Annotated in this window: 25 protein-coding genes; 10 read left to right on the top strand and 15 right to left on the bottom strand. The window is 73.4% G+C overall.

Annotation, left to right across the window (positions count from 1 at the left end; translation table 11 throughout):
• Positions 1-1,014 (bottom strand): acetyl-CoA carboxylase biotin carboxylase subunit (locus ACZ6ZI_RS30515; protein WP_469526177.1); only part of this gene is annotated, 1,014 nt, incomplete at its 3' end.
• 376 nt (positions 1,015-1,390) lie between these two features.
• Between ACZ6ZI_RS30515 and ACZ6ZI_RS30520 the strand changes: the two genes are divergently transcribed.
• Positions 1,391-1,864, top strand: a complete 474-nt coding sequence (locus tag ACZ6ZI_RS30520) for a hypothetical protein (RefSeq protein ID WP_469526178.1) — start codon at positions 1,391-1,393, stop codon at positions 1,862-1,864.
• Here ACZ6ZI_RS30520 and ACZ6ZI_RS30525 read toward each other — a convergent pair.
• The 4 genes from ACZ6ZI_RS30525 to ACZ6ZI_RS30540 all read right to left on the bottom strand — a co-directional run bounded on the left by ACZ6ZI_RS30525 (position 1,845) and on the right by ACZ6ZI_RS30540 (position 4,646).
• Complete coding sequence (locus ACZ6ZI_RS30525) at positions 1,845-2,453, bottom strand: Maf family protein (protein WP_363062487.1); 609 nt, start codon at positions 2,451-2,453, stop codon at positions 1,845-1,847. The two genes, ACZ6ZI_RS30520 and ACZ6ZI_RS30525, sit on opposite strands and share 20 nt — an antisense overlap.
• A gap of 126 nt (positions 2,454-2,579) precedes the next feature.
• Positions 2,580-2,714: a morphogenic membrane protein MmpB gene (mmpB, locus tag ACZ6ZI_RS30530; RefSeq protein WP_363062485.1), complete on the bottom strand. Its 135-nt coding sequence runs from the start codon at positions 2,712-2,714 to the stop codon at positions 2,580-2,582.
• A 102-nt stretch (positions 2,715-2,816) separates the two neighbouring features.
• Positions 2,817-3,035, bottom strand: a complete 219-nt coding sequence (locus tag ACZ6ZI_RS30535; protein WP_469526181.1) for an acyl-CoA carboxylase epsilon subunit — start codon at positions 3,033-3,035, stop codon at positions 2,817-2,819.
• 18 nt (positions 3,036-3,053) lie between these two features.
• Positions 3,054-4,646, bottom strand: coding sequence for an acyl-CoA carboxylase subunit beta (locus ACZ6ZI_RS30540; protein ID WP_469526182.1), 1,593 nt, complete (start codon positions 4,644-4,646; stop codon positions 3,054-3,056).
• Between the two features lie 465 nt (positions 4,647-5,111).
• Between ACZ6ZI_RS30540 and ACZ6ZI_RS30545 the strand changes: the two genes are divergently transcribed.
• The 5 genes from ACZ6ZI_RS30545 to hutH all read left to right on the top strand — a co-directional run bounded on the left by ACZ6ZI_RS30545 (position 5,112) and on the right by hutH (position 11,299).
• On the top strand, positions 5,112-5,975 hold the full coding sequence (locus tag ACZ6ZI_RS30545; protein WP_469526185.1) for a biotin--[acetyl-CoA-carboxylase] ligase: 864 nt from the start codon (positions 5,112-5,114) through the stop codon (positions 5,973-5,975).
• Between the two features lie 237 nt (positions 5,976-6,212).
• On the top strand, positions 6,213-7,370 hold the full coding sequence (locus ACZ6ZI_RS30550; protein WP_469526188.1) for an adenylate/guanylate cyclase domain-containing protein: 1,158 nt from the start codon (positions 6,213-6,215) through the stop codon (positions 7,368-7,370).
• A 37-nt stretch (positions 7,371-7,407) separates the two neighbouring features.
• Complete coding sequence (locus tag ACZ6ZI_RS30555) at positions 7,408-8,211, top strand: enoyl-CoA hydratase/isomerase family protein (RefSeq protein ID WP_469526564.1); 804 nt, start codon at positions 7,408-7,410, stop codon at positions 8,209-8,211.
• 117 nt (positions 8,212-8,328) lie between these two features.
• Positions 8,329-9,444 carry a GGDEF domain-containing protein gene (locus ACZ6ZI_RS30560; RefSeq protein ID WP_469526190.1) on the top strand — a complete coding sequence of 372 codons (1,116 nt, stop codon included), beginning with the start codon at positions 8,329-8,331 and terminating at the stop codon, positions 9,442-9,444.
• A gap of 313 nt (positions 9,445-9,757) precedes the next feature.
• The gene (gene hutH, locus ACZ6ZI_RS30565; protein ID WP_469526566.1) at positions 9,758-11,299 is read left to right on the top strand and encodes a histidine ammonia-lyase; all 1,542 of its coding nucleotides are present in this window, start codon (positions 9,758-9,760) and stop codon (positions 11,297-11,299) included.
• 77 nt (positions 11,300-11,376) lie between these two features.
• On the opposite strand, the gene ACZ6ZI_RS30570 is transcribed toward hutH, so the two are convergent.
• Positions 11,377-11,880: a hypothetical protein gene (locus ACZ6ZI_RS30570; protein WP_469526193.1), complete on the bottom strand. Its 504-nt coding sequence runs from the start codon at positions 11,878-11,880 to the stop codon at positions 11,377-11,379.
• Between the two features lie 107 nt (positions 11,881-11,987).
• Here ACZ6ZI_RS30570 and ACZ6ZI_RS30575 point away from each other — a divergent pair, with 107 nt between their 5' ends.
• Positions 11,988-12,329, top strand: a complete 342-nt coding sequence (locus tag ACZ6ZI_RS30575) for a hypothetical protein (protein WP_469526196.1) — start codon at positions 11,988-11,990, stop codon at positions 12,327-12,329.
• A gap of 160 nt (positions 12,330-12,489) precedes the next feature.
• Entirely contained in the window at positions 12,490-13,734 is a 1,245-nt protein-coding gene (locus ACZ6ZI_RS30580; protein WP_469526567.1) for a L,D-transpeptidase, read from the top strand.
• Between the two features lie 101 nt (positions 13,735-13,835).
• Here the strand turns inward: ACZ6ZI_RS30580 and ACZ6ZI_RS30585 are convergent, their stop codons facing one another.
• The 6 genes from ACZ6ZI_RS30585 to ACZ6ZI_RS30610 form a co-directional block, all read right to left on the bottom strand.
• Positions 13,836-14,900, bottom strand: coding sequence for a cobalamin-independent methionine synthase II family protein (locus tag ACZ6ZI_RS30585; protein ID WP_469526198.1), 1,065 nt, complete (start codon positions 14,898-14,900; stop codon positions 13,836-13,838).
• Between the two features lie 266 nt (positions 14,901-15,166).
• Positions 15,167-15,835 (bottom strand): peptide-methionine (S)-S-oxide reductase MsrA, encoded by a 669-nt coding sequence (msrA, locus tag ACZ6ZI_RS30590; RefSeq protein WP_469526200.1) that lies wholly within the window; start codon positions 15,833-15,835, stop codon positions 15,167-15,169.
• A 78-nt stretch (positions 15,836-15,913) separates the two neighbouring features.
• Positions 15,914-17,077: a hypothetical protein gene (locus ACZ6ZI_RS30595; RefSeq protein ID WP_469526202.1), complete on the bottom strand. Its 1,164-nt coding sequence runs from the start codon at positions 17,075-17,077 to the stop codon at positions 15,914-15,916.
• Entirely contained in the window at positions 17,077-18,675 is a 1,599-nt protein-coding gene (locus tag ACZ6ZI_RS30600) for a M48 family metalloprotease (RefSeq protein ID WP_469526204.1), read from the bottom strand. The genes ACZ6ZI_RS30595 and ACZ6ZI_RS30600 overlap by 1 nt, the downstream gene beginning before the upstream one ends.
• A 104-nt stretch (positions 18,676-18,779) precedes the next feature.
• Complete coding sequence (locus ACZ6ZI_RS30605) at positions 18,780-19,808, bottom strand: hypothetical protein (protein ID WP_469526206.1); 1,029 nt, start codon at positions 19,806-19,808, stop codon at positions 18,780-18,782.
• A gap of 151 nt (positions 19,809-19,959) precedes the next feature.
• Positions 19,960-21,069, bottom strand: coding sequence for a hypothetical protein (locus ACZ6ZI_RS30610; protein WP_469526207.1), 1,110 nt, complete (start codon positions 21,067-21,069; stop codon positions 19,960-19,962).
• A 129-nt stretch (positions 21,070-21,198) separates the two neighbouring features.
• On the opposite strand from ACZ6ZI_RS30610, the gene ACZ6ZI_RS30615 reads away from it, so the two are divergent.
• Positions 21,199-22,356 (top strand): cystathionine gamma-synthase, encoded by a 1,158-nt coding sequence (locus ACZ6ZI_RS30615; protein WP_363062457.1) that lies wholly within the window; start codon positions 21,199-21,201, stop codon positions 22,354-22,356.
• 80 nt (positions 22,357-22,436) lie between these two features.
• Here ACZ6ZI_RS30615 and ACZ6ZI_RS30620 read toward each other — a convergent pair whose 3' ends face one another.
• The 3 genes from ACZ6ZI_RS30620 to ACZ6ZI_RS30630 form a co-directional block, all read right to left on the bottom strand.
• Positions 22,437-22,688: a hypothetical protein gene (locus ACZ6ZI_RS30620; RefSeq protein WP_469526209.1), complete on the bottom strand. Its 252-nt coding sequence runs from the start codon at positions 22,686-22,688 to the stop codon at positions 22,437-22,439.
• A complete protein-coding gene (locus tag ACZ6ZI_RS30625) occupies positions 22,685-23,188 on the bottom strand; it encodes an RNA polymerase (protein WP_469526211.1) in 504 nt (167 codons plus the stop codon). Before ACZ6ZI_RS30625 ends, ACZ6ZI_RS30620 begins: the two co-directional genes overlap by 4 nt.
• Before the next feature lie 72 nt (positions 23,189-23,260).
• Positions 23,261-23,782, bottom strand: coding sequence for a MarR family winged helix-turn-helix transcriptional regulator (locus ACZ6ZI_RS30630; RefSeq protein WP_363062451.1), 522 nt, complete (start codon positions 23,780-23,782; stop codon positions 23,261-23,263).
• 182 nt (positions 23,783-23,964) lie between these two features.
• On the opposite strand from ACZ6ZI_RS30630, the gene ilvA reads away from it, so the two are divergent.
• Positions 23,965-25,200, top strand: a complete 1,236-nt coding sequence (gene ilvA, locus ACZ6ZI_RS30635) for a threonine ammonia-lyase (protein WP_363062449.1) — start codon at positions 23,965-23,967, stop codon at positions 25,198-25,200.
• Positions 25,201-25,315 lie beyond the last annotated feature (115 nt).

Below are 25,315 nucleotides of genomic sequence, written 5' to 3' on the forward strand. Positions count from 1 at the left end.
GCCGTTGATGCGGAACTCGATGGAGTGGCCGCGCAGGGTCGGGTCGTCGTAGCCGAGGGCCTCGCCGTCGGCGATGCGGAACATCTCCCGCACCAGATCGATGCCGGAGACTTCCTCGGTGACGGGGTGTTCGACCTGGAGGCGGGTGTTGACCTCGAGGAAGGAGATGAGGCCGTCGGCGGAGACGAGGAACTCCACGGTGCCGGCGCCGATGTAGCCGGCTTCCTTGAGGATGGCCTTGGAGGCGGCGTAGAGCTCGGCGTTCTGCGCCTCGGTCAGGAACGGTGCCGGGGCTTCCTCGACGAGCTTTTGGTGGCGGCGCTGGAGGGAGCAGTCGCGGGTGGAGACGACGACGACGTTGCCGTGGGAGTCGGCCAGGCACTGGGTCTCGACGTGGCGGGGCTTGTCGAGGTACTGCTCGACGAAGCATTCGCCGCGGCCGAAGGCGGCGACGGCCTCGCGGACGGCGGAGTCGTAGAGCTCGGGGACCTCTTCGAGGGTGCGGGCGACCTTCAGGCCGCGTCCGCCGCCACCGAACGCGGCCTTGATGGCGATCGGGAGGCCGTGTTCCTCGGCGAAGGCGACGACCTCGTCGGCTCCCGAGACCGGGTCGGGGGTTCCCGCGACCAGGGGGGCGCCGGCGCGCAGGGCGATGTGGCGGGCGGCGACCTTGTCACCGAGGTCGCGGATCGCCTGGGGCGGGGGGCCGATCCAGGTCAGGCCGGCGTCGATGACGGCCTGGGCGAACTCGGCGTTCTCGGAGAGGAAGCCGTAACCGGGGTGGATCGCGTCGGCGCCGGAATCGGCGGCGGCCTGGAGCACCTTGCCGATGTCGAGGTAGCTGGCCGCGGGAGTGTCACCGCCCAACGCGAAAGCTTCGTCTGCCGCGCGGACGTGCAGGGCGTCCCGGTCCGGATCGGCGTAGACGGCTACGCTCGCGATCCCGGCATCCCGGCAGGCCCGAGCAACGCGGACAGCGATTTCGCCACGGTTGGCGATGAGCACCTTGCGCACGATGGCTCCCTCCTTGAAACAAGCTGAGTTTAGGGACAGGCAACACGGCCTTTCGACCCTTCCCCGGAGGTGAGCTTGCCCACACAGAGCGTGACACAGGTCCCTCCCGAGTCGGAAAGCCCTTGTGTCGCCCCAGGTCAGGGAGATCCCCGACTGCACAGTAACCCCGTTGCGTATCGAAGGTCTCTGTTCACCGGGTCAGCCGCCCCCGTTGATTCTTTGTCGAGTCCCTACGAACGGCCTATGCATTCTTTGAGTGAGAGCCGTCACGGAGGGCTCCCGTAACGAAGCCGACCGGCCCCCTTGTCCCCGGGATTACTCGTTAGTAGCCTCCAGGCGTCGAACACGCTTGTGGTGTGTGGGGGATGGGGGCGTCGTGCTGCGCAGAATCGTGGCCGGGCTCGGCGCGGCGGCGTGCGTCGCCGAGGCGGCCGTCCTCGTCCTCGTCCACGTGGTCCTGGGTCGGACCACCGCGAACCAGTCGATGTCCATCGCCGGTACGGACCCCGCGCTCGTGTCCACGGCGACCTACGGGCTCGGCGCCGGCACCGGCGCGTTCCTGCTGCTCTGCGCCTTCCTGCTGGCCGTCGTCGCCCTGCGCGACCGCGCGCCCGGGCGTTTCGCGCGCGTCGTGATCATCGCCGCCGCGGCCCTGCACGTCCTGCTCGGGGTGCTGTCCGTCGGGCTCGTCGGCTGGGTCGCCTTCGCGGCGACGATGCTGATCTTCTGCCTGCTCGTGCTGGTCCTGACGCTCCACGGGCGCGCCGCCGGCCCGGGCGCGGACGAGGGTCCGGACCCGGACCCGGGCTCGGACCCGGAGGTGAAGGGGTTCAGGCCCACAAGTCCGTGATGGACACGTCCAGTTCTCCCAGCAGGGACCGCAGCAGCGGCAGCGAGAGGCCGATCACATTGCCGTGATCGCCGTCGATGCCGTCGATGAACGGCGCGGACAGCCCGTCGAGGGTGAAGGCCCCGGCCACGTGCAGCGGCTCGCCGCTCGCCACGTACGCGGCCACCTCGGCGTCCGACGGCTCGCCGAAGCGGACCGTCGTGGAGGCCGTGGCCGACACCCGGCGCCCGTTCGCGGTGTCGATGACGCAGTGTCCGGTCCGCAGGACGCCCGCCCGCCCGCGCATCGACTTCCAGCGCGCGGTGGCCTCCGCCGAGTCGGCCGGCTTGCCCAGGGCCTCGCCGTCCAGCTCCAGCACCGAGTCGCAGCCGATCACCAGCGCGCCCTCGGCCTCCGCGAGGCCCGCCACCACGTCCGCCTTGGCCTCGGCGAGGGCCAGGGCCAGGTCGGCCGGGTTGTCGTGCTCGATGGTGTCCTCGTCGAAGCCGCTGACGATCACGTGCGGGGCGAGTCCGGCCTGCCGCAGCAGGTTGAGCCGGGCGGGCGAGGCGGAGGCGAGGACAACGGTGCGTACGGTCATGCGGGCCATCGTAGGGCGGCCCGCGCGGCGCGGGACCCGTCGGGACCCGTGAGGCCGCTGCCGGGGCCGGCCGGGCCCGGGCGGGGCGGTCGGGGGCGTTCGGTGGCCGGGCGGGCGCGGGCGGGCGCGGGCGGGCTAGAAGGGGGCCACGCCCAGGACGTACACGCCCACCACCATCGCCAGGGCGAGCACCAGCAGCAGGCGGCGCAGCATCGCCTGGGCGTCGCGCATGTCCTTCGGCGGCTCGTTCTTCGGGTCTGACCAGAGCATGCCCCGATCCTGTCCCGGGGACGACGGTGGCGCCTGAGTACGGGTACTCAGGCGCCACCGTCGGTTCACGCCATCTTCGGCGCGGGGGTCTCGGCCCCGGCCTCAGCCCTGGCCGGGCCAGTACGTACGGCCCCACGCGCGCGGTCCCGGGTGGGGCACGCGGCGGCGCGCCACCCGGGCGGGCGAGGCCCACTCGTCCCGGACCCGGGGCGCGGTGCCGGCGGCGCCGGAGGCCAGCGCCGCGGCGCGTGCCTGTACGACCGCCAGTGCGGCGGCCAGCTCCTCGGGGGTGGGGTTGCCCTTGACGACCTTGATGACCACGGAGTCCTCCTGGAGGGCCTAGAGGGGGATGTTGCCGTGCTTCTTCGGCGGCAGCGACTCCCGCTTGGTGCGCAGCTGCCGCAGCCCCTTCACCACGTGCGCCCGCGTCTCGGACGGCAGGGTCACCGCGTCGACGTAACCGCGCTCGGCCGCCGTGTAGGGGTTGAGGAGGGTGTCCTCGTACTCGGTGATGAGCCGCGCCCGGGTCTCCTCCACCTCCTCGGGGGCCGCCTCGGCGAGGGTGCGGCGGTGCAGGATGTTGACCGCGCCCTGGGCTCCCATGACCGCGATCTGCGCGGTCGGCCAGGCGAGGTTCAGGTCCGCGCCGAGGTGCTTGGAGCCCATGACGTCGTAGGCGCCGCCGAAGGCCTTGCGGGTGATCACGGTGATGAGGGGGACGGTGGCCTCGGCGTACGCGTAGATCAGCTTCGCACCGCGCCTGATGATTCCGTTGTACTCCTGGTCGGTGCCCGGGAGGAAGCCGGGCACGTCCACGAAGGTCAGGACCGGGACGTTGAAGGCGTCGCAGGTGCGGACGAAGCGCGCGGCCTTCTCGGAGGCGTTGATGTCCAGGCAGCCGGCGAACTGCATCGGCTGGTTCGCGACGATGCCGACCGGGTGGCCCTCGACGCGGCCGAAGCCGGTGAGGATGTTCGGGGCGAAGAGGGACTGGGTCTCCAGGAACTCGCCGTCGTCCAGCACGTGCTCGATCACGGTGTGCATGTCGTACGGCTGGTTCGCGCTGTCGGGGATCAGCGTGTCGAGTTCGAGGTCGAGGTCGGAGACCTCGGTGTCCGCCTCCTCCGGGAAGGCGGGCGGCTCGGAGAGGTTGTTGGACGGCAGGTACGCGAGGAGGGACTTCACGTACTCGATGGCGTCCTTCTCGTCGCCGGCCATGTGGTGGGCGACGCCGGACGTGCTGTTGTGGGTGCGGGCCCCGCCCAGCTCCTCGAAGCCGACGTCCTCGCCGGTGACCGTCTTGATGACGTCCGGGCCGGTGATGAACATGTGCGAGGTCTGGTCGACCATGACCGTGAAGTCGGTGATGGCCGGGGAGTACACGGCGCCGCCGGCACAGGGGCCGACGATCAGGCTGATCTGCGGGATCACGCCGGAGGCGTGGACGTTGCGGCGGAAGATCTCGCCGTACATGCCCAGCGCGCTGACGCCCTCCTGGATGCGGGCGCCGCCGGAGTCGTTGATGCCGACGAGGGGGCAGCCGGTCTTCAGGGCGAAGTCCATGACCTTCATGATCTTCTGGCCGTAGACCTCGCCGAGGGCTCCGCCGAATACGGTGAAGTCCTGGGAGAAGACGGCCACGGGGCGCCCGTCGACCGTGCCGTAGCCGGTGACGACGCCGTCGCCGTAGGGGCGGGTCCGGTCGAGCCCGAAGGCGGTGGAGCGGTGCCGGGCGAACTCGTCCAGCTCTACGAAGGAGCCCTCGTCCAGCAGCAGCGCCACCCGCTCACGTGCCGTCAGCTTGCCTTTGGCGTGCTGCTTCTCGACGGCGCGAGCGGAACCTGCGTGGGTGGCCTCCTCGACGCGGCGCCGCAGGTCCGCGAGCTTGCCCGCGGTCGTGTGCATGTCGATCGGCTCTGAGGGTTGTGACATCGGGGTCGCGGCTCCCTGTGTGGTGTCAACTGCCTGGTCAATTGATTGACTGCTGCTGGCTACTGGTGCGTAGCGTATCGGCGGGCATGGCGCTCGGCAGTGCGGCGTTTGACACACCTGATGTGGCTTGCCTGGCCTGGCCGTCTTCCCTAGGGGAACGGATTCCCGGCCTCGCGGCCGAGGCTTCCCGCTTCACCGCGGGCCGCCCCGTGCGGGGAGTGCCCGCCCGAGGTCCTACGCCCGCTCCACAGGCGGTGACCGCCGACCCGGGCCGGGTCGTGGACCTCGCGGACGCGACCGGAGGTCCGTGACGGATCCACTGCCTGCGCGTCGTCGGGGTGGAAACGGAACTTGAATGCCCGCTTTACCCGAGAATTCCCCACGCACCCGGAGCTAGGGTCGGTCACGATCCGAACGCAATCCTCGGTCAGAGGGTCACACCCGGCGACAAGAAGGAACCCGATCATGCCATCAGATGCAGCAGCCGGAGCCTCAGCGGGACGCTGGTCGAGCCTGGACCGACCTCCTCTCAACGTCGCGGGTCTGCGGCGGGCCCTCGTGACCGGGGACGGGCTGTGGACCTCCCTGGAGGTGGTCCCCGCGACCGGCTCCACCAACACCGATCTCGCGGCGCGCACCGCCGGGTTGTCCGAGGGGGCCGTGCTGGTCGCCGAGGAGCAGACCGCCGGGCGCGGACGCCTGGACCGGACCTGGAGCGCGCCCGCCCGGTCCGGACTGTTCTTCTCCGTCCTGTTCAAGCCGGGTCCGGACGTGCCCGAGGAGCGGTGGGGGTGGCTGACCCTGCTGGCGGGGGTCGCCGCCGCGTCCGGGCTGTCCCGGGCCGCGGGCGTGGACACCCTCCTCAAGTGGCCCAACGACCTGCTGGTCGTCGTGGACGGCGAGGAGCGCAAGACCGGCGGGATCCTCGCGGAGCGGGTCGCGGACGGGGTGGTCGTCGGGATCGGGCTGAACGTCACCCTCACCGAGGACGAGCTGCCCGTGCCGGGCGCCGGCTCGCTCCTGCTGGCCAAGGCGACCGTCACCGACCGCGAGCCGCTGCTCAAGGCCGTGCTGCGCTCCCTGGAGGAGTGGTACGGGCGGTGGCGCGAGGCCGGCGGCGACCCGGCGGCCTGCGGGCTCCAGGAGACGTACGCGGCCGGCTGCTCGACCCTGGGCAAGCACGTGCGGGCGGACCTGCCCGGCGGGCGGGCCCTCACCGGTACGGCCGAAGCGGTCGACGCGGACGGGCGGCTCGTCATCCGTACGGTCGAGGGCGAGCGGGAGGCCGTGGGCGCGGGCGACGTGGTGCACCTGAGGCCCGTGCGCTGACCCCGCCGGGAGCGGTGCGGGGCCCGGGATCGGGTCCGTACGGGCGGCGCGTTCCCCGGCCGCGGGGGATTCCGGGCGCCTACGGACCCCCGTGGGACCCCCGGGGCCCGCCGCGGGCGATCGGGCCCCGGGGAAGGGGAGTGAGCTACGGCACACCTGCCGTATGGTTTAGGCGATCCCGGTCCCGCGGTGATCACCCGGTTCGGCAGTGCGTACGGAATGGACAGGAGGCGGCCCTTGACCGTCGACGACTCGACGTCCAGCCCGTCCGGGTCCGGCTCCGGTGCCGGACCCGGTACCCCGATCGGGCGGGACCAGCACACGCCGCTGCACGAGGTCGACCACACGGCGCAGCCGACGGCCGACCCGCTCGCGATCCGCCTGGAGCAGCTGATCCTGGGCGCCGAGCGGCGCTACACCCCCTTCCAGGCCGCCCGGAGCGCCGGCGTGTCGATGGAGCTGGCCTCCCGCTTCTGGCGGGCCATGGGCTTCGCGGACATCGGCCAGGCCAGGGCGCTGACGGAGGCCGACGTGCTGGCGCTGCGCCGGTTGGCCGGTCTGGTGGAGGCGGGGCTGCTGAGCGAGCCGATGGCGGTGCAGGTGGCCCGGTCGACGGGGCAGACCACCGCCCGGCTGGCCGAATGGCAGATCGATTCCTTCCTGGAGGGGCTGACGGAGCCCCCGGAGCCGGGGATGACCCGTACGGAGGTCACGTACCCGCTCGTCGAGCTGCTGCTGCCGGAGCTGGAGGAGTTCCTCGTCTACGTGTGGCGGCGCCAGCTGGCGGCGGCCACGGGGCGCGTCGTGCAGGTGGCGGACGACGAGGAGATGGTCGACCGGCGCCTCGCGGTGGGCTTCGCGGACCTGGTGGGCTTCACGCGGCTCACCCGGCGCCTGGAGGAGGAGGAGCTCGGCGAGCTGGTCGAGGCCTTCGAGACCACGGCGGCGGACCTGGTGGCGGCCCACGGCGGTCGGCTGATCAAGACCCTCGGCGACGAGGTGCTCTACTGCGCCGACGACGCCGGCACGGCGGCCGAGATCGCGCTGCGCCTGATCGAGACGATGGAGTCGGACCCGCAGATGCCCGAGCTGCGGGTCGGCATCGCCTTCGGCACGGTGACGACCCGGATGGGCGACGTCTTCGGCACGACGGTGAACCTGGCGAGCCGGCTGACCTCGATAGCCCCCAAGGACGCCGTGTTGGTGGACGGGGCGATGGCCCAGGAGCTGGGGCGCACGGGAGCCGCGCCGGTCTCGGAGAAGGAGGCCGAGACCGAGGAGGGCGGGGGCGCGTACCGCTTCGCGCTCCAGCCGATGTGGCAGCGGCCGGTGCGCGGTCTGGGTGTGGTGGAGCCCTGGTCGCTGACGCGCCGGAAGCCTAAGATCCCCGGGTAACGTTCGTTAACCTGTTTCCGGGGAGAGTGCCGTGGCTGTGGACGAGGTCCGTTTCGGGGAGTTCGTGGCGGTGCGACGGCACGGCGACGAAGGGGTCGTCGCGGAGCTGGTGCTCGACCGCCCCAAGGCCATGAACGCGGTCTCCACGGAGATGGCCCGCTCGATCTCCGCCGCTTGCGCGGCGCTGGCCGCCGACGCGGGGGTGCGGGTCGTCGTCCTGTCGTCCACGCACGAGCGGGCGTTCTGCGTGGGGGCGGACCTCAAGGAGCGCAACTCCTTCTCGGACGCCGAACTGCGCCGGCAGCGGCCGACCACGCGCGGGGCGTACGGGGGGGTGCTGGAGCTGCCCATGCCGACGATCGCGGCGGTGCACGGCTTCGCGCTGGGCGGCGGCTTCGAGCTGGCGCTGTCGTGCGACGTGATCGTGGCCGACGAGAGCGCCGTGGTCGGGCTCCCGGAGGTTTCGGTCGGCGTGATCCCCGGCGGAGGCGGTACGCAGCTGCTGCCGCGCCGCGTCGGGGCGGCGCGGGCCGCCGAGCTGATCTTCACCGCCCGGCGGGTGGAGGCGGCCGAGGCGCTGGAGCTGGGGCTGGTGGACTCGGTGGCCCCGGCGGGCGAGGACCGGGCGCGGGCCCTGGAACTGGCGGCGGCGATGGCGGCGAACTCGCCGGTGGGGCTGCGGGCGGCCAAGCGGGCGCTGCGGCTGGGGCACGGCAAGGACCTGGCGGCGGGGCTGGAGATCGAGGACGCGGCCTGGCGGACGGTGGCCTTCTCCGGGGACCGGGCGGAGGGCGTCGCGGCGTTCAACGAGAAGCGCCGGCCGAACTGGCCGGGGGAGTAGCCGCCGGGCGGGATGTTCGCCGGGCGTTGCGTGCGTACGTCACCGTTCGTGATCTTGAGGTCACCGAAAGCCGCGCCAATTGTCACCAAATCGGATAAAACTCCCTAACCTGGGGTGATGGGAGTTGACGGGCGGCTTCGGGCCGTCGTGGGCCTCGCGCAGGCCATGGCGGCGGCGTGCGCGCCACGGGACAGTGTCCGGGCCGCCGCGCGCGGCGCGCGGGTGGCGATGGACGGGTCCTTCGCCGCCATCTCCGCCTGGGAACGGGAGCGGGGCCGCCTGCGGGTCCTCGTGAACGAGGGGGAGCGGCGGCCGGGCGAGGAGGAGTTCCCCGAGGACGAGTCCTACCCCGTGCACGACTTCCCCGAGATCACCGAGTTCCTGCACGAGCGGTGGGCCGGCGGCGGCGGACCGCACGCGTGGGTGGAGAGCGCCGCGGACGGGCGGCCGGGCCGCCGGGGCGAGGTCCTCAGGCGGCGCGGCCGCGGCTCGTGCGTGGTCGCGCCGATCGTCCTCAGCGGGCGTGCCTGGGGCGAGCTCTACATCGCCCGGGACGAGGGGCTGGCCGACTTCGACGGGGAGGACGCCGAGTTCGCGACGGTGCTGGCGGCCGTGGTCGCGGCCGGGCTCGCGCAGAACGAACGGCTGGAGGAGGCCCGCCGCCTCGCCTTCACCGACCCGCTGACCGGCCTCGCGAACCGGCGCGCCGTGGACATGCGGCTCGACGAGGCGCTGGAGGAGCACCGGCGCACCGGGGTGGTGGTGAGCCTGGTCGTGTGCGACCTGAACGGGCTCAAGAAGGTCAACGACACCCTGGGGCACGCCACCGGCGACCGGTTGTTGGAGCGGTTCGGGACGGTGCTCGGTCTGTGCGGGGCGATGCTCCCGGGGGCCCTGGTGGCGCGGTTGGGCGGCGACGAGTTCTGCCTGGTGAGCGTGGGGCCGGTGGCCGACCGGGTGGTCGAGGTCACCGAGGAGGTGTGCGTACGTGCCGGCGCCTTGGAGTGGGGCGAGGGCGTGGCCTGCGGGGTCGCCTCCACCGGGGACCCGATCGGCCCGGTCAAGTCCTCGCGCCGGCTCTTCCGGCTCGCGGACGCCGCGCAGTACAAGGCCAAGGCGGCGCGCGCGGCGAAGCCGGTGGTCGCGGGGCGCGACACGGCGGTGGTCCGACTGGCCGACGCCGCCGCCCGGGAGGGCGCCGGCGAACGCCGCCGTTTCCGCGGCCGCCAGTAGGACCGCCGCTGTCGAGCCGGGGCCGCGGGCCGGGCCGCGCCGGGTCGCACCGGTCGGGTCCGGCCGCGTCGGGCGTGTCGGGTCGCGTCGGCCGCGCCGGGTCGCGCCGGTCGGAGGTCCGGCAGCGCCGGGCGGGTCGGACCGGGCGCGCCCGCGGCGTGGGCGTCCCGCCGCGACGGTGCGCGATGCGTCGGGCACCGGGCGCCACGCGGGGTCGGAGCCGGGCGGCGTAAGGGGTGGCGGGGCGGCTCGATCGTGACAAAGCCGGCTAGTGACATGAAGGGATTCAATCCGTAGGGTGCTGAATATGGATATGCACACTGTCGTGGTGGGAACGTCCGGGACCACCGCCGAGGACGTCATCGCCGTCGCCCGCGGCAACGCGCGGATCGAGCTGTCCGCCGAAGCGCTGGAAGCGCTCGGCCGCGCTCGTGAGATCGTCGACGCGCTCGCCGCCAAGCCCGAGCCCGTCTACGGGGTCTCCACCGGTTTTGGCGCCCTCGCCTCCCGGCACATCAGCCCCGAGCTGCGCGCCCAGCTCCAGCGCAACATCGTCCGCTCGCACGCCGCCGGCATGGGCCCGCGCGTCGAGCGGGAGGTCGTGCGCGCCCTGATGTTCCTGCGCCTGAAGACGGTCGCCTCCGGCCACACCGGCGTCCGCCCCTCCGTCGCGCAGACCATGGCCGACGTGCTGAACGCCGGGATCACCCCCGTCGTCCACGAGTACGGCTCCCTCGGCTGCTCCGGCGACCTCGCGCCGCTCTCCCACTGCGCCCTCGCGCTCATGGGCGAGGGTGACGCGGAAGGCCCCGACGGCGTCGTGCGCCCCGCCGGCGAACTCCTCGCCGAGCACGGCATCGAGCCCGTCGAACTGCGCGAGAAGGAGGGCCTCGCCCTCCTCAACGGCACCGACGGCATGCTCGGCATGCTGGTCATGGCCCTCGCCGACCTCGACACCCTCTACAAGTCCGCCGACATCACCGCCGCCCTCACCCTGGAGGCGCTGCTCGGCACCGAGAAGGTCCTCCAGCCCGAGCTGCACGCCATCCGCCCGCACCCCGGCCAGGGCGCCTCCGCCGCCAACATGGCCGCCGTGTTGAAGGGTTCCGGGCTCACCGGGCACTTCCAGGAGGAGTCCGCGCCGCGCGTGCAGGACGCCTACTCCGTGCGCTGCGCCCCGCAGGTCGCCGGCGCGGGCCGCGACACCATGGCCCACGCCGCCCTGGTGGCCTCCCGCGAGCTGGCCGCCGCCGTCGACAACCCGGTGGTGCTGCCCGACGGACGCGTGGAGTCCAACGGCAACTTCCACGGCGCCCCGGTCGCCTACGTCCTGGACTTCCTGGCCATCGCCGCCGCCGACCTCGGCTCCATCGCCGAGCGCCGCACGGATCGCCTCCTGGACAAGAACCGCAGCCACGGCCTGCCGCCGTTCCTCGCGGACGACGCCGGCGTGGACTCCGGCCTGATGATCGCCCAGTACACGCAGGCCGCCCTGGTCAGCGAGCTGAAGCGGCTCGCCGTCCCGGCCTCCGCCGACTCGATCCCCTCCTCCGCCATGCAGGAGGACCACGTCTCGATGGGCTGGTCGGCCGCGCGCAAGCTCCGTACGGCCGTCGACAACCTGACGCGGATCATCGCCATCGAGCTCTACGCGGCCACCCGCGCCATCGAGCTGCGCCACGGCCTCACCCCCGCCCCGGCCAGCCAGGCCGCCATCGCCGCGACCCGTGCGGCGGGCGTCCAGGGCCCCGGGCCGGACCGTTTCCTCGCCCCCGACCTGGCCGCCGCCGACGCGTTCGTCCGCGCGGGCGCCCTGGTGGCGGCGGTGGAGCCGGTGACGGGTCCGCTCGCCTGACGCGTCCCACGACGACACAGGGCCGCACCCCGCGAGGGGTGCGGCCCTGTGCCGTTCCCGGCGGGGGTGCCCCGGCGCTACCCCTCGCGGGAGCGGCGGACGGAGAAGGCGACGAAGCCGGCCCCGAGGCCCAGGCAGAGCGTGCCGCCCAGCACGTACGGGGTGGTGTCGATGCCGCCGGTGTCGGCGAGCGAGAGCGTGACGGCGGTCGAACCGGCGGCCGGGCCGGCGGTCGAACCGTCGGTGGATCCGGCGTCCGGACCGACGGGCGATCCGGCGGCCGGGTCGGCGCCGGAACCGGAATCCGAACCGGAAGCCGAGGCGAAGGTGGCGTCGGTATCGGCGCCGGAGCCGGTGGCGCCGCCGTCGCCGGCATCGAAGTCAGCCGTCGCGCCGGACACGTCGGAGACGCCGGAGGCGTCGCTGACGGTGCCGGTGTTGGCGGAGGCGGGCGCTCCGGACCTGCCGGACGCGCCCGGCGGCGCCTGCGGCGCGGTCGCGTTGGCGGAGGGGACGAACCAGAGGGCGGCGAGGAGGGTCGTCGCCCCGAGCGAGGTGAGCAGTGGTCGACGTGCGGACACGGAGCGATCCCCCTTGTGGCAGCAGCGAATTGGCCGTGTGGGCAGATGCTAGTGAAAGGGGCGGGTCGCGGGAAAGTCGGGGCCGTCGCGGGCTTACGCTCCGTCGTATGAACCCTTCTGACACATCACGATACGTACGGCTTCGGGTGGATTTGGTGCTGGAGGTGACGGATGCCGAAGCGCTCATCGGCGCCGCGCTCGCCCACATCAAGGCCGACGAGTTCATGCCGGACGAGGAGCGCGGGCACGCCGAATCGGCCGTACGGGAAGACGAATCGGAGGCGCTGGCCTACCTGGTGGACCCCACCGACCTGGTCGTGGAGCTGCCCGGCGTCGAGCTCGCGCAGGCCTCGTGGAGCAGCGAACCGGTCGAATACGACCCCGAGTCCCTGGAGTGGGACATCGACGAGGAAGATGGTGTCTACGAGGAAGAGGCCGACAACGCCTGACCGTGGGGTTGCACACATTCGAACGGAGTGTGGAACCGTTCCGCGCCGTTAACGCGTTGTCAGGACGAGCAGGGGGGTGATCCCCCCTGCCCGGCCCGATCCCGGGAATGCAGCCTCGGGGTTTCCGGCAACGATGGAGTGACGTGTGAGGACGTACAGCATGCGGCGGAGAAGGTCCCTTGTGGCCGTGTCCGCCGTGCTCGGTGGCGTACTGATGCTTTCGGCCTGCAATGACGGGGGCGCCGAAAAGCCGCAGGGGAGCGCGGAGGCGGGCAAGTCGCAGGCGGACGTGGACGCCGCCGCGGCGAAGGACGCATCCAAGGCGAAGATCGTGATCGCGCCGAAGGACGGGTCGAGCAACGTGGCCCTGAACGACGGGGCGAACGTCACCGTCAGCGACGGGACGCTCACCAAGGTCGAGTTGAAGTCGGTGGAGGGCGCCGCGGTCGCGGGCAAGATATCCGCCGACGGCAAGAGCTGGAAGCCCGACGCGGCCCTGAAGCGCTCCACCAAGTACGCCCTGGCGGCGACCGCGAAGGACGAGTCCGGTCGCGAGGCCCACGAGAACGCCTCCTTCACCACCCTCTCGCCGGAGAACAGCTTCATCGGCTCCTTCGTCCCGGACGAGGGCCAGACCGTCGGCGTCGGCATGCCGGTCTCGATCACCTTCAACAAGCCGATCAAGGACCAGAAGGCGGTCCAGGCGGCCATCACCGTCAGCTCCAGCAGCGGCCAGGAGGTCGTCGGCCACTGGTTCGGCAACCAGCGCCTGGACTTCCGCCCGGAGCAGTACTGGCAGGCCAACTCCACGATCACCCTGAAGCTCGCGCTCCAGGGCGTGCAGGGCGCCCCCGGCATCCTCGGCGCGCAGAACAAGACCGTCACCTTCAAGGTCGGCCGGAGCCAGGTCTCCACCGTCGACGTGAAGGCCAAGACGATGACGGTCACCCGTGACGGTCAGGTCCTCAAGACCATCCCGATCTCGGCCGGTTCCCCCGAGAACCCCACGTACAACGGCCAGATGGTGATCTCCGAGAAGTTCAAGGAGACCCGGATGGACGGCGCCACCGTCGGCTTCAAGGGCAACGACGGCAAGGGCGAGTACGACATCAAGGACGTCCCGCACGCGATGCGCCTGTCGACGTCCGGCACCTTCATCCACGGCAACTACTGGGGCGCCGACTCGATCTTCGGCAAGGTCAACACCAGCCACGGCTGCGTCGGCCTGAACGACGCCAAGGGCGCGAACGACCCCGACCAGCCCGGTGCCTGGTTCTTCGACAACTCGCTCATCGGCGACGTCGTCACCGTGGTGAACTCCCCGGACAAGACCATCAAGCCGGACAACGGCCTCAACGGCTGGAACATGCCGTGGGCCGAGTGGAAGGCCGGCCCGTCGGCCTGACGCCTCCCCGGCGCGCTCCGCGCGCCCTGTGACACCCGCGGACGGCGGGGAGCCCAACGGGCTCCCCGCCGTCCGTCGTCACGCCTCCCGGCGGCCCGTGGTCACAGGCCGAGGGCCTCGGAGGCCAGGGCCGTGCCCCGCACCCGGGCCTCGATCTTGGCGAAGGCCACCTCGCGCGAGGTCGAGGTGTCGTCCGCGAACGGCGAGAAGCCGCAGTCGTCACAGGTGCCCAGCCGCTCCACCGGGATGTGCCGCGCGGCGGCCAGCACCCGGTCGCGCACCTCCTCGGCCGTCTCGACGCGCGGGTCGACCGGGTCGGTCACCCCGACGAACACGCGCGCGTCGGCCGGCAGGTGGTCGCCGATGACGCCCAGCACCCGCTCGGGGTCGGCCTCGCCGGCGAGCTGCACGTAGAAGTTCCCGACCCGCAGCTCGAACAGCTTCGGCAGCAACCGCGCGTAGTCGACGTCCGCGCTGTGCGTGGAGTCCTGGTCGCCGCCCGGGCAGGTGTGCACGCCCAGGCGGGCCCGCTCCCGCGCGTCGAACCGGTCGAGGACCTCGTTGTTGAGGGCGACGAAGTCGGAGAGCAGCCCGCCGCTGGGGTCGAGCTTGAGGGAGAGCCGGCCCTCGGTGAAGTCCAACTGCACCACGTGGGCGCCCGCCTCCAGGCAGCGCCGGATGTCGGCCTCGGCGCCGTCCTTGAGGTCGTTCAGGAACTCCTCGCGCGGGTAGCCCTCGATGCCGTCGGCCGGGTACAGCAGGCTCAGCGCGGACGGGGCGATGACCGCCTGCTTGATCGGGAGGTCGGTGTGCCGGCGGGCGTCGCGCAGGTAGGCGTCCGCGTGGACCTGGTAGCGGAACGGACCCGCCGTCAGCCGGGGCAGCTGCCGGGTGTGGCCGTCGGCGAAGGGGATCACGGCGCCGTCGGGGGCCAGGGTGGTCAGGCCGGTGAGGGGATAGGTGGCGAAGCTGGGCTTGGCCTGCTCGCCGTCGACCAGGACGGGGGAGCCGAGCCGCTCCAGCCGCTCCAGGGTCTCGGCCGTCGCCTGCTCCTGAAGCTTCGTCAACTCGTCGGCGGACAGGCGCCCTTCGGCGTGGTCGGCGAGGGCCGACAGGAGGGCGGGCGGGCGCGGGATGCTGCCGATGGCCTCGGTGGGGATGCTCATGGCCGGACCCTAGGAAGCGCCGCCCGCGCGGGCAACCGGTCTGCGGCCCGCGCCGGCCGGGACCCGTCGCCCCCGCCGGCGCGAACCTTCCCCACCCCCTGATGATCGCCGCAGGTCACCGCCCCGCCCGCACAGCTCTGGCCAGGGCTTTTGCGGATACCCGGGGCGTCCCGGGCCGGCAACGACTTTGGCGGGTTCACCGATCCGGGCGGCGCCGCCCCCCGCGGTTGACCGATTCCCGCCGCCGGCCCCCGCCCGCGCGTCGCCTACTCCCCGGGAGCCCCGGCGATGCCGATGGGGCAGGAGACGCCCGTGCCGCCGATGCCGCAGTAGCCCGCCGGATTCTTGTCGAGGTACTGCTGGTGGTAGGCCTCCGCGGGCCAGAAGGGGCGGTCCTCGGCCGGGAGGACCGCGGTGGTGATGTCGCCGTACCCCGAGCCCGTCAGGACCTTCCCGTAGGCCTCGCGGGAGGCCTCCGCCGCCGCCTGGTGGGCGGGGGAGTGGGTGTAGACCGCCGAGCGGTACTGGGTGCCGACGTCGTTGCCCTGGCGGAAGCCCTGGGTGGGGTCGTGGGACTCCCAGAACAGCTTCAGGAGGGTCTCGTAGGAGACCAGCGACGGGTCGAAGACCACGCGGACGACCTCCGTGTGGCCGGTCTGGCCCGAGCACACCTCGTCGTACGTCGGGTTCTGCGTGTAGCCGCCCTGGTAGCCGGCGAGGGTGGTCCACACCCCCGGGGTCTGCCAGAACTTGCGCTCCGCGCCCCAGAAGCAGCCCAGACCGAAGTCGGCCACCTCCAGGTGCGCGGGATAGGGGCCGGCGAGCGGGTTGCCGAGGACCGTGTGGCGCTCCGGCAGCGAGAACTGCGCCTGCGGGCGGCCCTTCAGGGCCTCCTCGCGGGTGGGGAGCTCGGGCGTGCGACGGTACGAGAACATGGGGATTCCCTCCTTGTGGGAGTGTCAACGGGTGGCGGCCGCGCAGGATTCCCGCGCGGCCGCCCGGCCTCCCCGGCGTCAGATGGCCGGCGTGGACACGTCCACGGCCCAGTCGCGGGCGTACGTGTACCGCTTGCGCGGGTCTTCCGCGTACGTCCACGGCATCGAGCCGATGTACCCGTCGATGTGCCGGAACTGCTCGACGGCCTGCGCGTCCCGGTCCTGCCAGAACAGGAAGAACGCCAGCATGTGCCGGACCCACACCACGCCAGGGCGCAGCGGGTCGGCGTCGGCCAGGTCCTGGAGGGCCGCGTCGGTGGCGGCGACGATCTCCGGCTGCTTGTACCAGGTCTCGATCTCGATGTCGGTCTCGTCGTACTCCTGCTCGAAGTACGCGATCAGCGGCAGCAGCGTCAGCAGCTCGCCGGGCCCCCCGAGGGCGGCCGACCCGCGGGCGAACTCGAGGGCCAGCTCGTGCGAGCCGCGCCACTTGCGGCACCAGTACTGGAGCGCGATGGTGTGCGCGAACAGCAGGCGCGGGGCGCGGTCGGTGATCTCCGCCCACAGGGCGCGGTAGCGCTCGTGCGAGTAGCCCAGGCCCATCGCGATGGCCTGCTCGACCATGTACGGCAGGGGGTCCGCCGGGTCGGCGAGCCGCTGGGCCTCCTGGGCGGCGCGCTGGGCGGTGCCGAGGAGCTGGTGGAAGAGGCGGAACTGTTCCTGGGTGGTGTGGGAGGCCCGCGCGCTGCCGCGCACGTTCCAGGCGACCTGGACGGCGGTCTCGGCGGCGACGACGGCGGCCGTCGGGTCGGTGGGGCGGGCGGCGCGCCAGGCCAGGAGCCAGGCGTCGTCCTCGTCGCAGGCGGACCGGGACAGCAGGAGGACGCGCTGCCAGCGCTCCTCCCAGTCGTCGCCGGTCAGCTCGACGTACTGCGCGGCGGTCTCCCAGTGACCGGCGCGCACGGCGTCGAGGACCTGGAGCTGCTCGGCGGACAGCGCCCGGGGGCGGTCCACGTTCAGGTCCTCGGGGGCGGCGAAGCCCAGGGCGCGGGCCGCCTCGCCCTTGGCGTCCCGCGCGGTCGCGGCGTCGGCCTCGGTCTGCTCGGTGAGCCGGGCGGTCTCGGCCTCGTGGGCCTCGGCGCGGGCGGTGAGCCGCTTCGCTTTGCCGATGAGGTAGAAGCCGCGGGCGACGTACAGGGCGCCCGTGAGCGCCAGGGTGGCGAGGACGAGAAGGAAGACCATCACGGGGCGAGTACCAGCTTCCGCAGGGGTTCGGTGTCGGGGGAGTCGGCGACGGCGGCGTCCAGGGCGGCCTCCAGGCGTTCCTCGAAGCCGTCGCCCGCGTAGCGCAGGCTCGTGTCCTCGGACCAGGACAGCTGCCAGCGGGCGGTGCCCTCGGCCATCAGGTCGGCCTTGACCAGTACCTCCAGGACCCGGCGCTGGGCGGCGCGGGCGTATTCGCGGGCCGCGCGGCCGGTGGCGGTACGGGCCCCCTCGGACCGCGGGAGGCGCTCGGTCAGGCGGGCGCGCAGCCCGGGGTCGCGGTCGAGGGCGTCGAGCAGGCCGGCCGGGGTGGGCTCGACGCCTTCGGCGGCGACGGCCTCACGGGCGCGGTGGGCCTCGGAGCCGGTGAAGTAGATCATGCTCGCGTGGACGAGGTCCTCCCAGTCCACCCGTGCCAGTTCGAGGGCCTGGGGGGTGAGCGTGACCGGCTCCAGGGCGACCGCCACCGCGTCGGCGTCGGCGAGCAGCGCCAGGGCGGGGCGGGCGGCCCGGCCGCCGAGGCCGTCGTCGGGCAGGGCCTCGACGCGGGCCACGCGTTCGGCGAGCGCGGGGTGGGAGTCGTAGGGGGAGGCGGGTTCCGTCGACAGCTCGGTGCGCCGCTCGTCCAGTGCGGCAGAGCGGGCGTCGAGGAAGGGGCGGAACCCGCCGATGAACTGCCCGGCGGGGGGCAGGACGCCGGCGCCGACGCCGAGGGTGGCGTAGGCGTTCAGGTAGAACCGGTACGCCGGTCCCAGGGCGTTCAGCTCGCGCAGCGCGGAGGCGGTGGCGTCGCGGCCCGCGACGCGTACGGCGGCCAGGTCGGCGGCGAGCTCCTGGCGGCGGGATCCGGCGAGGCCGGCCCGCAGGTAGAGATGGGCGTAGGCGGTGTAGACGGAGGCCATGATCCGGTACGAGAAGCCCTCGCCGTCGGTGTCGACCTCCTTGGCCTTCTTGCCCTTGGCGACGCGCTTCGCGGCCCGCTTCTCCTGCCGGGCGCGTTCCTTGGCCTCCTTGGCGTCCGCGCGGTCGTGGAAGTGCGCGATGGTGCGCGTCAGCTGGACGTGGCCGCGCCGTAGGAGCGGGGTGAGGCGGGTGTCGAAGTTGGCGTAGTGGCCCATCTCGTGGGCGAGGACGGAGCGCAGCTGGAACTCGTCGAGGCCCGTCATCAGGGGCAGGCCGAGGTGCAGGCGGCGGGTGCCGGGGAGCAGGCCCAGCAGGCGGGAGTCCTCGCCGACGGACGCGTTGACCTCGTCGGTCAGCACGATCTCGTCGGGGGCGCGGGTGCCGACCTGCGCGGCGGTCTCCCGTACGACCTGCCACAGGGCGGGTTCGTCTTCCTCGGTGGCGAGGACGCCGGGCTCGGGCTCCGCCTTGGGGGTGCGGAGCATGAAGACGCCGCGCACGATCGGGATGGCGAGGACGATCGAGCCGATGATGATCTTGCCGCCGATGAAGGCGGGCAGCCAGCTGTGGGCGGCCCAGTCCATCAGGCCCAGGAGGACCAGGAGGACGAAGCTCAGCAGGTAGAACCCGCAGAGCAGGACGAGAGTGCGCAGCGTGCGCAGTGAGGCGCCCATCAGGACGGTTCCCCCCGGGGAAGAAGAAAAGGGTGCGGGTGGTGCGGGTGGTGCGAGTGGTGCGGGGCGTACGGGTCGTGCGGGGGCGGGGTCGCCGGGCGGCCCTACCGCTCCTTGCGGGAGCCGTGGGCCGCGAGGCCCCGGGCGCGCTCGAAGGCGGCCGTCGGGCCGGCCGGGTCGGAGGCCCAGGGTTCGGCCCCGCAGTGGGGGCCGATCAGCCGGAACTGTTCCAGGGCGGCCCCGTGCAGACCGGCCTCGCCGAGGCGGTGCGCGAGCAGGTGGCGCAGCCGGGGCAGTTCCTCGTTTCCGGGCGCTACGGTACCCAGCCGCGCGGCGACGTCCGCGAGCACGGTCCGGTTGCGCGCGGAGCGGGCGCCGGCGGCCTTGGCGGACAGCTCGGCCAGCGCGTGGAGGTACACGCCGGGCAGGAGGCTGCCGGGCGGGGCCGTGGCCACGGCCCGTTCCGCGAACTCGATCATCAGCTCCGCGGAGCCGTGCCACTTGGCGCACCAGAACTGAAGGGCCTGCCAGTGCGCGCCGGCGTGGTGCGGGGCCCTGCGTACGAGGTTGCGCCACAGGTCGGCGAACTCGCTGTGCGAGTACGACATGGCCCGGGCGGCGGTGATCATGACCACCCAGGGGCCGGGGTCGGCGGGGGCCAGGTCGGCGGCGCGCTGGGCCGCGGCCATCGCGGCGGGCAGGCGCGCGAGGAACTGCTCCATGTCCGCGTCGGGGACGTCGCGCGCGTAGGCGGAGCCGCGCACCGCCCACGCCTGGCGCACGAGCAGGGAGGCGTGGACCGTCGCGGCGTCCGCGTCGGCGGGTTCCGCGGTGCGCCAGTCGGCGAGCCAGCGGTCGTCGCCCTCGGCGATGCGCACCAGGAGCTCCACCCGGGTCCAGCGGGCGTCCCAGTCGTCGCCGGCGGCCCGGACGTGGGCCGCCGGTGCGCGCCAGTCGCCCTCGAAGGCCGCGTCGGCCACCCGGCGGCGCTCCGCGCGGTGGGCCGGGTCGCTCGCGGGACCGGCGGCGTTCGGGTCGAGCGCCGCGGTGGGGACGAGGCCGAAGGCGGCCGGGTCGAAGCGGGTGCGGACCCAGCGGGTGGCGAGCGCGCGGGAGGTGCGGTTGACGATCACGGGCGGATCATGCGCCCTCGACCTCACTTACGGCAACTTTATTGGCCAACGGTTTCCGGCCAGGAGGCGCCCGGCGCCCCGGCCCGGCGCCCCGCGCGGTGGCCCAGCCCGGTGTCCCCGTGTCGCGCCCCGGCCGCTGTCCGCGCCCCCGTCAGTGCGGCAGCGTCGCCGGGGAGCCGCCGTTCGCCTCGTACCCGGCCACGGCCAGCGCCCGGTACACCGCGTACGTCGCCGCCGGTTCGGCCCCCGCCGACCACGGCAGGGCGCCGACGTAGCCGTCGACGAAGCGCACCTGCTCCATCGCCTCCGCCCAGCGCTCCATGTTCACCAGGTACGCCAGCAGCAGGTGTCGTACGTGCGGCAGCATCGGGTCGTCCGGACGGGCCTGGTGCACCGCGTAGAGGGCGCCGCCGACCGCGCGCGTGACGACCTCGCTCTGCCAGAAGCTGTTGACCAGGTTCACCTCGGGCAGGTGCTCGTGCACCGCGAACAGCGGCAGCGCCGCCAGCAGCGAACCCCGCGGCGCCCGGGCCGCCGCCGCGTGCGCGAACGCGTCGGCCTGCTCCCGCGAGCCGTGCCACTTCTCGCACCAGTACTGCAGGGCCGCCAGGTGCGCGCCCATGTGGTCGGGGGCCAGGTCCATCACCTTCGCCCAGAGCATGTCGAACTCCGCCTCCGGGTAGTGCAGCGCCCGGGCGACGGCCAGCTCGGTGATGAACGGCACCGGGTCGCCCGGTGCCAGCAGCGCCGCCTTGCGGCAGGCCTCCAGGGCCTCCTCGACGATGATCCGGTGGTCGGTCGTACCGACCCCGCCCGACGCCCGCCACGCCTGCTGGACCAGCAGCTCCGCGTGCACCTGCGCGCCGCCCGCGTCCTTCTCCGCCTCCAGCCGCCAGGCCTTCAGCCACCCGGCCCCGGCCCCGGGCTCACGGGCGAGCTCCAGCGCGGCCGCGCCGCCGAAGCACTGCACGCGCTGCCAGCGCAGCTCGCCCTCCTTCGGGGTCCCGGCCAGCAGGGCGGAGGCCGCCTTCCACTGACCGCTGCGCTGGACGCTGCCGAGCGCGTCCACGAAGTCCTGGTCCGGGCCGGGGAGCCGGACGTCCAGCTCCTCCTCCCGTATGAACCCGTAGTTCGCCGGGTCCGCGGCGTCGGGGCTGTCGGGCATGACCCGACGGACGCCGCCACCGCGTCTGGCGCGCACGTAGAGGGCGATCGCGACCGCGACCACGCCGAGCCCCGTCAGGACCGAAAGAATCTCCATACCGCCAAGCGAACCAGACACGGCGGGGGAAAGGCCAATGGTGCCCCCTGCCACCGCCGACCTGCCGGTATCGCCGCCGGCGTCCGGCCGGGGGAGGAACCCGGCGCTGACGGGGCATAGCATCTGCCCATGAGCGACGACAGCCACGAGCACCAGAGCTTCGAGACCCGCGCGATCCACGCGGGCAACACCGCGGACCCGCTGACCGGAGCGGTCGTCCCCCCGATCTACCAGGTGTCCACCTACAAGCAGGACGGCGTGGGAGGCCTGCGCGGCGGCTACGAGTACAGCCGCAGCGCCAACCCCACCCGCACCGCGCTGGAGGAGAACCTCGCGGCGCTGGAGGGCGGCCGCCGCGGCCTCGCCTTCGCGTCCGGGCTCGCCGCCGAGGACTGCCTGCTGCGCACGCTGCTCTCCCCGGGCGACCACGTGGTCATCCCGAACGACGCCTACGGCGGCACCTTCCGCCTCTTCGCGAAGGTCGTCTCCCGCTGGGGCGTCGAGTGGTCGGTGGCCGACACCTCCGACGCCGACTCCGTGCGGGCCGCCCTCACCCCCAAGACCAAGGTGATCTGGGTCGAGACCCCCTCGAACCCGCTGCTCGGCATCACCGACATCGCCGTGGTCGCCGACATCGCCCGCACCGCCGGCGCGAAGCTCGTCGTCGACAACACCTTCGCGTCCCCCTACCTCCAGCAGCCGCTGGCGCTCGGCGCGGACGTGGTCGTGCACTCGCTGACCAAGTACATGGGCGGCCACTCCGACGTCGTCGGCGGCGCCCTGGTCACCGCCGACGAGGCCCTCGGCGAGGAGCTCGCCTACCACCAGAACGCGATGGGCGCCGTCGCCGGCCCCTTCGATTCCTGGGTCGTGCTGCGCGGCATCAAGACCCTCGCCGTGCGCATGGACCGGCACGCCGAGAACGCCGCGAAGATCGTGGAGGTGCTCCAGCGCCACCCGAAGGTCACCAAGGTCCTCTACCCTGGCCTGCCCGAGCACCCGGGTCACGAGGTCGCCGCCAAGCAGATGCGCAACTTCGGCGGCATGGTCTCCTTCCAGGTCGCCGGCGGCGAGGAGGAGGCCGTCGCGGTCTGCGCCCGGACCAAGGTCTTCACCCTCGCCGAGTCCCTCGGCGGCGTCGAGTCCCTCATCGAGCACCCGGGCCGCATGACCCACGCCTCGGTGGCCGGTTCGGCCCTGGAGGTCCCCGCGGACCTGATCCGCGTCTCGGTGGGCATCGAGAACGTCGACGACCTGATCGCGGACCTCACCCAGGCCCTCGGCTAGTCACGGCCCTCGGCCGGTCACGGCCCTCGGCCGGTCACGGCGTACGGCGTACCGCGCCCCTCTCCCCGTCCCCGGATGGGCTACCAGCCCTCCAGGGGCGGGGAGACGTCGCTCGGCGGCACGGCCCAGGGTCGGGTCATCGCCGCCCACACGGTGAAGGCCACCGCAGCCGCCCACAGCAGGCTCCAGCCGAACCGGCGCAGGGCCCGGCGGCGGCGCAGCAGACGCCGCCCGTGCGTGGCCGCCGCCGCCGCGAGATCGGCCGGCACCGCCGGGTACGGACCCTCCAGCAGCTCCCTGACCTGCGCTTCCTTACGGTCGTACGGGCTCATGCGGCACCCCGCCGGACAGCCGGCCCCGAGCCACCCGACCCGCCCGAGGCCTTCGCGGCGCCCGCGGAAGCGGCGCGCAGCGCCCGCAGCGTCGCCACGGCCCGGTTGCACACCGCCTCGACCCGCTCCGGCGGCAACCCGAGCTGCGCGGCGGTGACCTCCTCCGCGACCCCCTCGTGGATCCGCATCACCAGCACCAGCCGCTCCAGCGGACTCAGCGGTGCCAGCACCCCCGTTCCGGCGGGCAGCCGCCACGCGCCCCGCGCGTACGCGGCGCACAGCTCCTGGCGGGTGCGGTCGTAGGGATCGTCCCCGCGCGAGCGCGTCCAGTGCGCGTAGGTCCGCGCCAGCGCGCCCGCGAGGATCCGGCGCGCGACGGGCGCCCGGTCCGCGGGCTCGGCCGTCAGCAGCACCGCGACGTACAGCAGCCGCCCCGCCGCACCCGCGACGAAGGCCTCGAACTCCGGGTCTCGCCCCGAACGCCGGTCCACGGCACCCATGGTGCGGCCGGGGCCACCACCCGGGTCAAGGGGTCGGACGGGCCGGGATCCGCCGGGCCGCGTTCCGCGCGCTCAGGAAGCGGGGCCGCCCTCGGCGGCGGCCGCCATCAGCTCCGACAGCGAGAGGTTGAACCGGGTCAGCAGGGTGGTGAACGCCGTGCGCTCCTGTTCGTCCCACCCCTCCGTCACCCGCGCCATCAGCTCGCGCCGGGAGGAGCGGACCTCCTCCAGACGGGCCAGCCCGCGCGGGGACAGCGCGAGGACCACGGCGCGCCCGTCCTCGGGGTGCGAGGTGCGCTTGACGAGACCGGAGTCCACGAGCGGGGCGACCTGACGGGTCACCGTGGAGGAGTCGATGCCCATGCCGCCCGCCAGCGCCTTCACGCCCATCGGGCCTTCCAGGTCGAGGCGGTTCAGCAGCAGGTACGCGGCGCGGTCCATCGAGTTGCGGGCCTGGCCGACACCGCCCAGGCGGGTCTGCTCGGCGCGCCGGGCGAACACCGCCACCTGGTGCTGGAGCGCGTCGAGGAGGCCGGGGCCGGCGGGCGCTTCGGCCGCCGTGGGCAGGTCGGAACTGGCCGGGATGGAGGGCATGGCCGTGGGCTCTCTTCACATGGGGTCGACAAGGTTGGGGGACAGAGTACGCGGACGCACGGCGGCTCGTACGCCGCGTTTGAGAACTGATACGACCCGTCCGCCGGGCCGTGCCGGACCCGTCCGGCATGGCGGGATTTCGCCCATGCGCCGCGGTCCCCGGAGGCTGCGAGACTGACCGCATGAACTACCGCGTGCCCCAGCCCGTCCCCTCGGTCATCCTCGACGACGTCCGCGGCGCCCAGAAGATGCTGTCGGGCGTCTCACGGGTGACCCCCATGGAGGGCAGCAGGCACCTCACGGCCCTCACCGGCTCCCCGGTGCACCTCAAGTGCGAGAACCTCCAGCGGACGGGCTCCTTCAAGCTGCGCGGCGCCTACGTGCGCATCGCGGGCCTGCGCCCCGAACAGCGCGCGGCCGGCGTCGTGGCGGCGAGCGCCGGCAACCACGCGCAGGGCGTGGCCCTGGCCTCCTCGCTGCTCGGGGTCCGCTCCACCGTGTTCATGCCGGTAGGGGCGCCGCTGCCCAAGGTGGCCGCCACCGAGGAGTACGGCGCCGAGGTGCGGATGTACGGGGACGTCGTCGACGAGACCCTGGCCGCCGCCCAGGAGTACGCCGACCGGACCGGCGCGGTGTTCATCCACCCCTTCGACCACCGCGACGTCATCGCCGGCCAGGGCACCGTGGGCCTGGAGATCCTGGAGCAGTGCCCCGAGGTGCGCACGATCCTCGTCGGCATCGGCGGCGGCGGTCTCGCGGCCGGGGTCGCCGTGGCCGTGAAGGCGCTGCGCCCGGACGTGAAGGTCATCGGCGTGCAGGCGGCGGGCGCGGCCGCCTACCCGCCCTCGCTGCGGGTCGGGCACCCGGTGTCCGTCGACAACCCGACCACGATGGCCGACGGCATCAAGGTCGGTCGTCCCGGGGACGTCCCGTTCGCGATCATCGGGGAGCTGCTGGACGACGTGCGGACGGTTTCCGAGGACGCCCTGTCCTCCGCGCTGCTGCTCTGCCTGGAGCGGGCCAAGCTGGTCGTCGAGCCCGCCGGGTGCAGCCCGGTGGCCGCCCTGCTGAGCGAGCCCGAGCTGTACGGGGGCGGCCCGGTGGTCGCCGTCCTGTCCGGCGGCAACGTCGACCCGCTGCTGCTCCAGCGGATCCTGCGGCACGGCATGGCGGCGGCGGGCCGCTACCTGTCCCTGCGGTTGCGCGTGGCCGACCGGCCGGGGGCGCTGGCCGGGCTGCTGGGGGTGTTGTCGGTGGTGGACGCGAACGTGCTGGACGTCAGCCACGTGCGCACCGATCCGCGGCTCGGGCTCACCGAGGTCGAGGTCGAGTTGCAGCTGGAGACCAAGGGCCCGGAGCACTGCGCCCAGGTGGCGCGCTCGCTGCACGGCGCGGGGTACCGGGTGACGAGCTCGTAGGGAGGCCACGCTCCCGCCGCGGAGGAACACGTTCGAGGCATGGCGTGACGCGATATGACGCGATACCGTCCTGGTCCGGTCCGATACCGCCGGGCGAGGCCCGCCCGGCGCCCCT

It is taken from the genome of Streptomyces sp. NPDC103540, from assembly GCF_055584445.1.

Coding starts and splice junctions, on each gene's coding strand:
- ACZ6ZI_RS30525 (WP_363062487.1), bottom strand. CDS start 2,453: ATGGCCCGCATGACCGTACGCACCGTTGTCCTCGCCTCCGCCTCGCCC.
- mmpB (WP_363062485.1), bottom strand. CDS start 2,714: ATGCTCTGGTCAGACCCGAAGAACGAGCCGCCGAAGGACATGCGCGAC.
- ACZ6ZI_RS30540 (WP_469526182.1), bottom strand. CDS start 4,646: ATGTCACAACCCTCAGAGCCGATCGACATGCACACGACCGCGGGCAAG.
- ACZ6ZI_RS30545 (WP_469526185.1), top strand. CDS start 5,112: ATGCCATCAGATGCAGCAGCCGGAGCCTCAGCGGGACGCTGGTCGAGC.
- ACZ6ZI_RS30560 (WP_469526190.1), top strand. CDS start 8,329: ATGGGAGTTGACGGGCGGCTTCGGGCCGTCGTGGGCCTCGCGCAGGCC.
- hutH (WP_469526566.1), top strand. CDS start 9,758: ATGCACACTGTCGTGGTGGGAACGTCCGGGACCACCGCCGAGGACGTC.
- ACZ6ZI_RS30575 (WP_469526196.1), top strand. CDS start 11,988: ATGAACCCTTCTGACACATCACGATACGTACGGCTTCGGGTGGATTTG.
- ACZ6ZI_RS30580 (WP_469526567.1), top strand. CDS start 12,490: ATGCGGCGGAGAAGGTCCCTTGTGGCCGTGTCCGCCGTGCTCGGTGGC.
- ACZ6ZI_RS30585 (WP_469526198.1), bottom strand. CDS start 14,900: ATGAGCATCCCCACCGAGGCCATCGGCAGCATCCCGCGCCCGCCCGCC.
- msrA (WP_469526200.1), bottom strand. CDS start 15,835: ATGTTCTCGTACCGTCGCACGCCCGAGCTCCCCACCCGCGAGGAGGCC.
- ACZ6ZI_RS30595 (WP_469526202.1), bottom strand. CDS start 17,077: ATGGTCTTCCTTCTCGTCCTCGCCACCCTGGCGCTCACGGGCGCCCTG.
- ACZ6ZI_RS30600 (WP_469526204.1), bottom strand. CDS start 18,675: ATGGGCGCCTCACTGCGCACGCTGCGCACTCTCGTCCTGCTCTGCGGG.
- ACZ6ZI_RS30610 (WP_469526207.1), bottom strand. CDS start 21,069: ATGGAGATTCTTTCGGTCCTGACGGGGCTCGGCGTGGTCGCGGTCGCG.
- ACZ6ZI_RS30615 (WP_363062457.1), top strand. CDS start 21,199: ATGAGCGACGACAGCCACGAGCACCAGAGCTTCGAGACCCGCGCGATC.
- ACZ6ZI_RS30620 (WP_469526209.1), bottom strand. CDS start 22,688: ATGAGCCCGTACGACCGTAAGGAAGCGCAGGTCAGGGAGCTGCTGGAG.
- ACZ6ZI_RS30625 (WP_469526211.1), bottom strand. CDS start 23,188: ATGGGTGCCGTGGACCGGCGTTCGGGGCGAGACCCGGAGTTCGAGGCC.
- ACZ6ZI_RS30630 (WP_363062451.1), bottom strand. CDS start 23,782: ATGCCCTCCATCCCGGCCAGTTCCGACCTGCCCACGGCGGCCGAAGCG.
- ilvA (WP_363062449.1), top strand. CDS start 23,965: ATGAACTACCGCGTGCCCCAGCCCGTCCCCTCGGTCATCCTCGACGAC.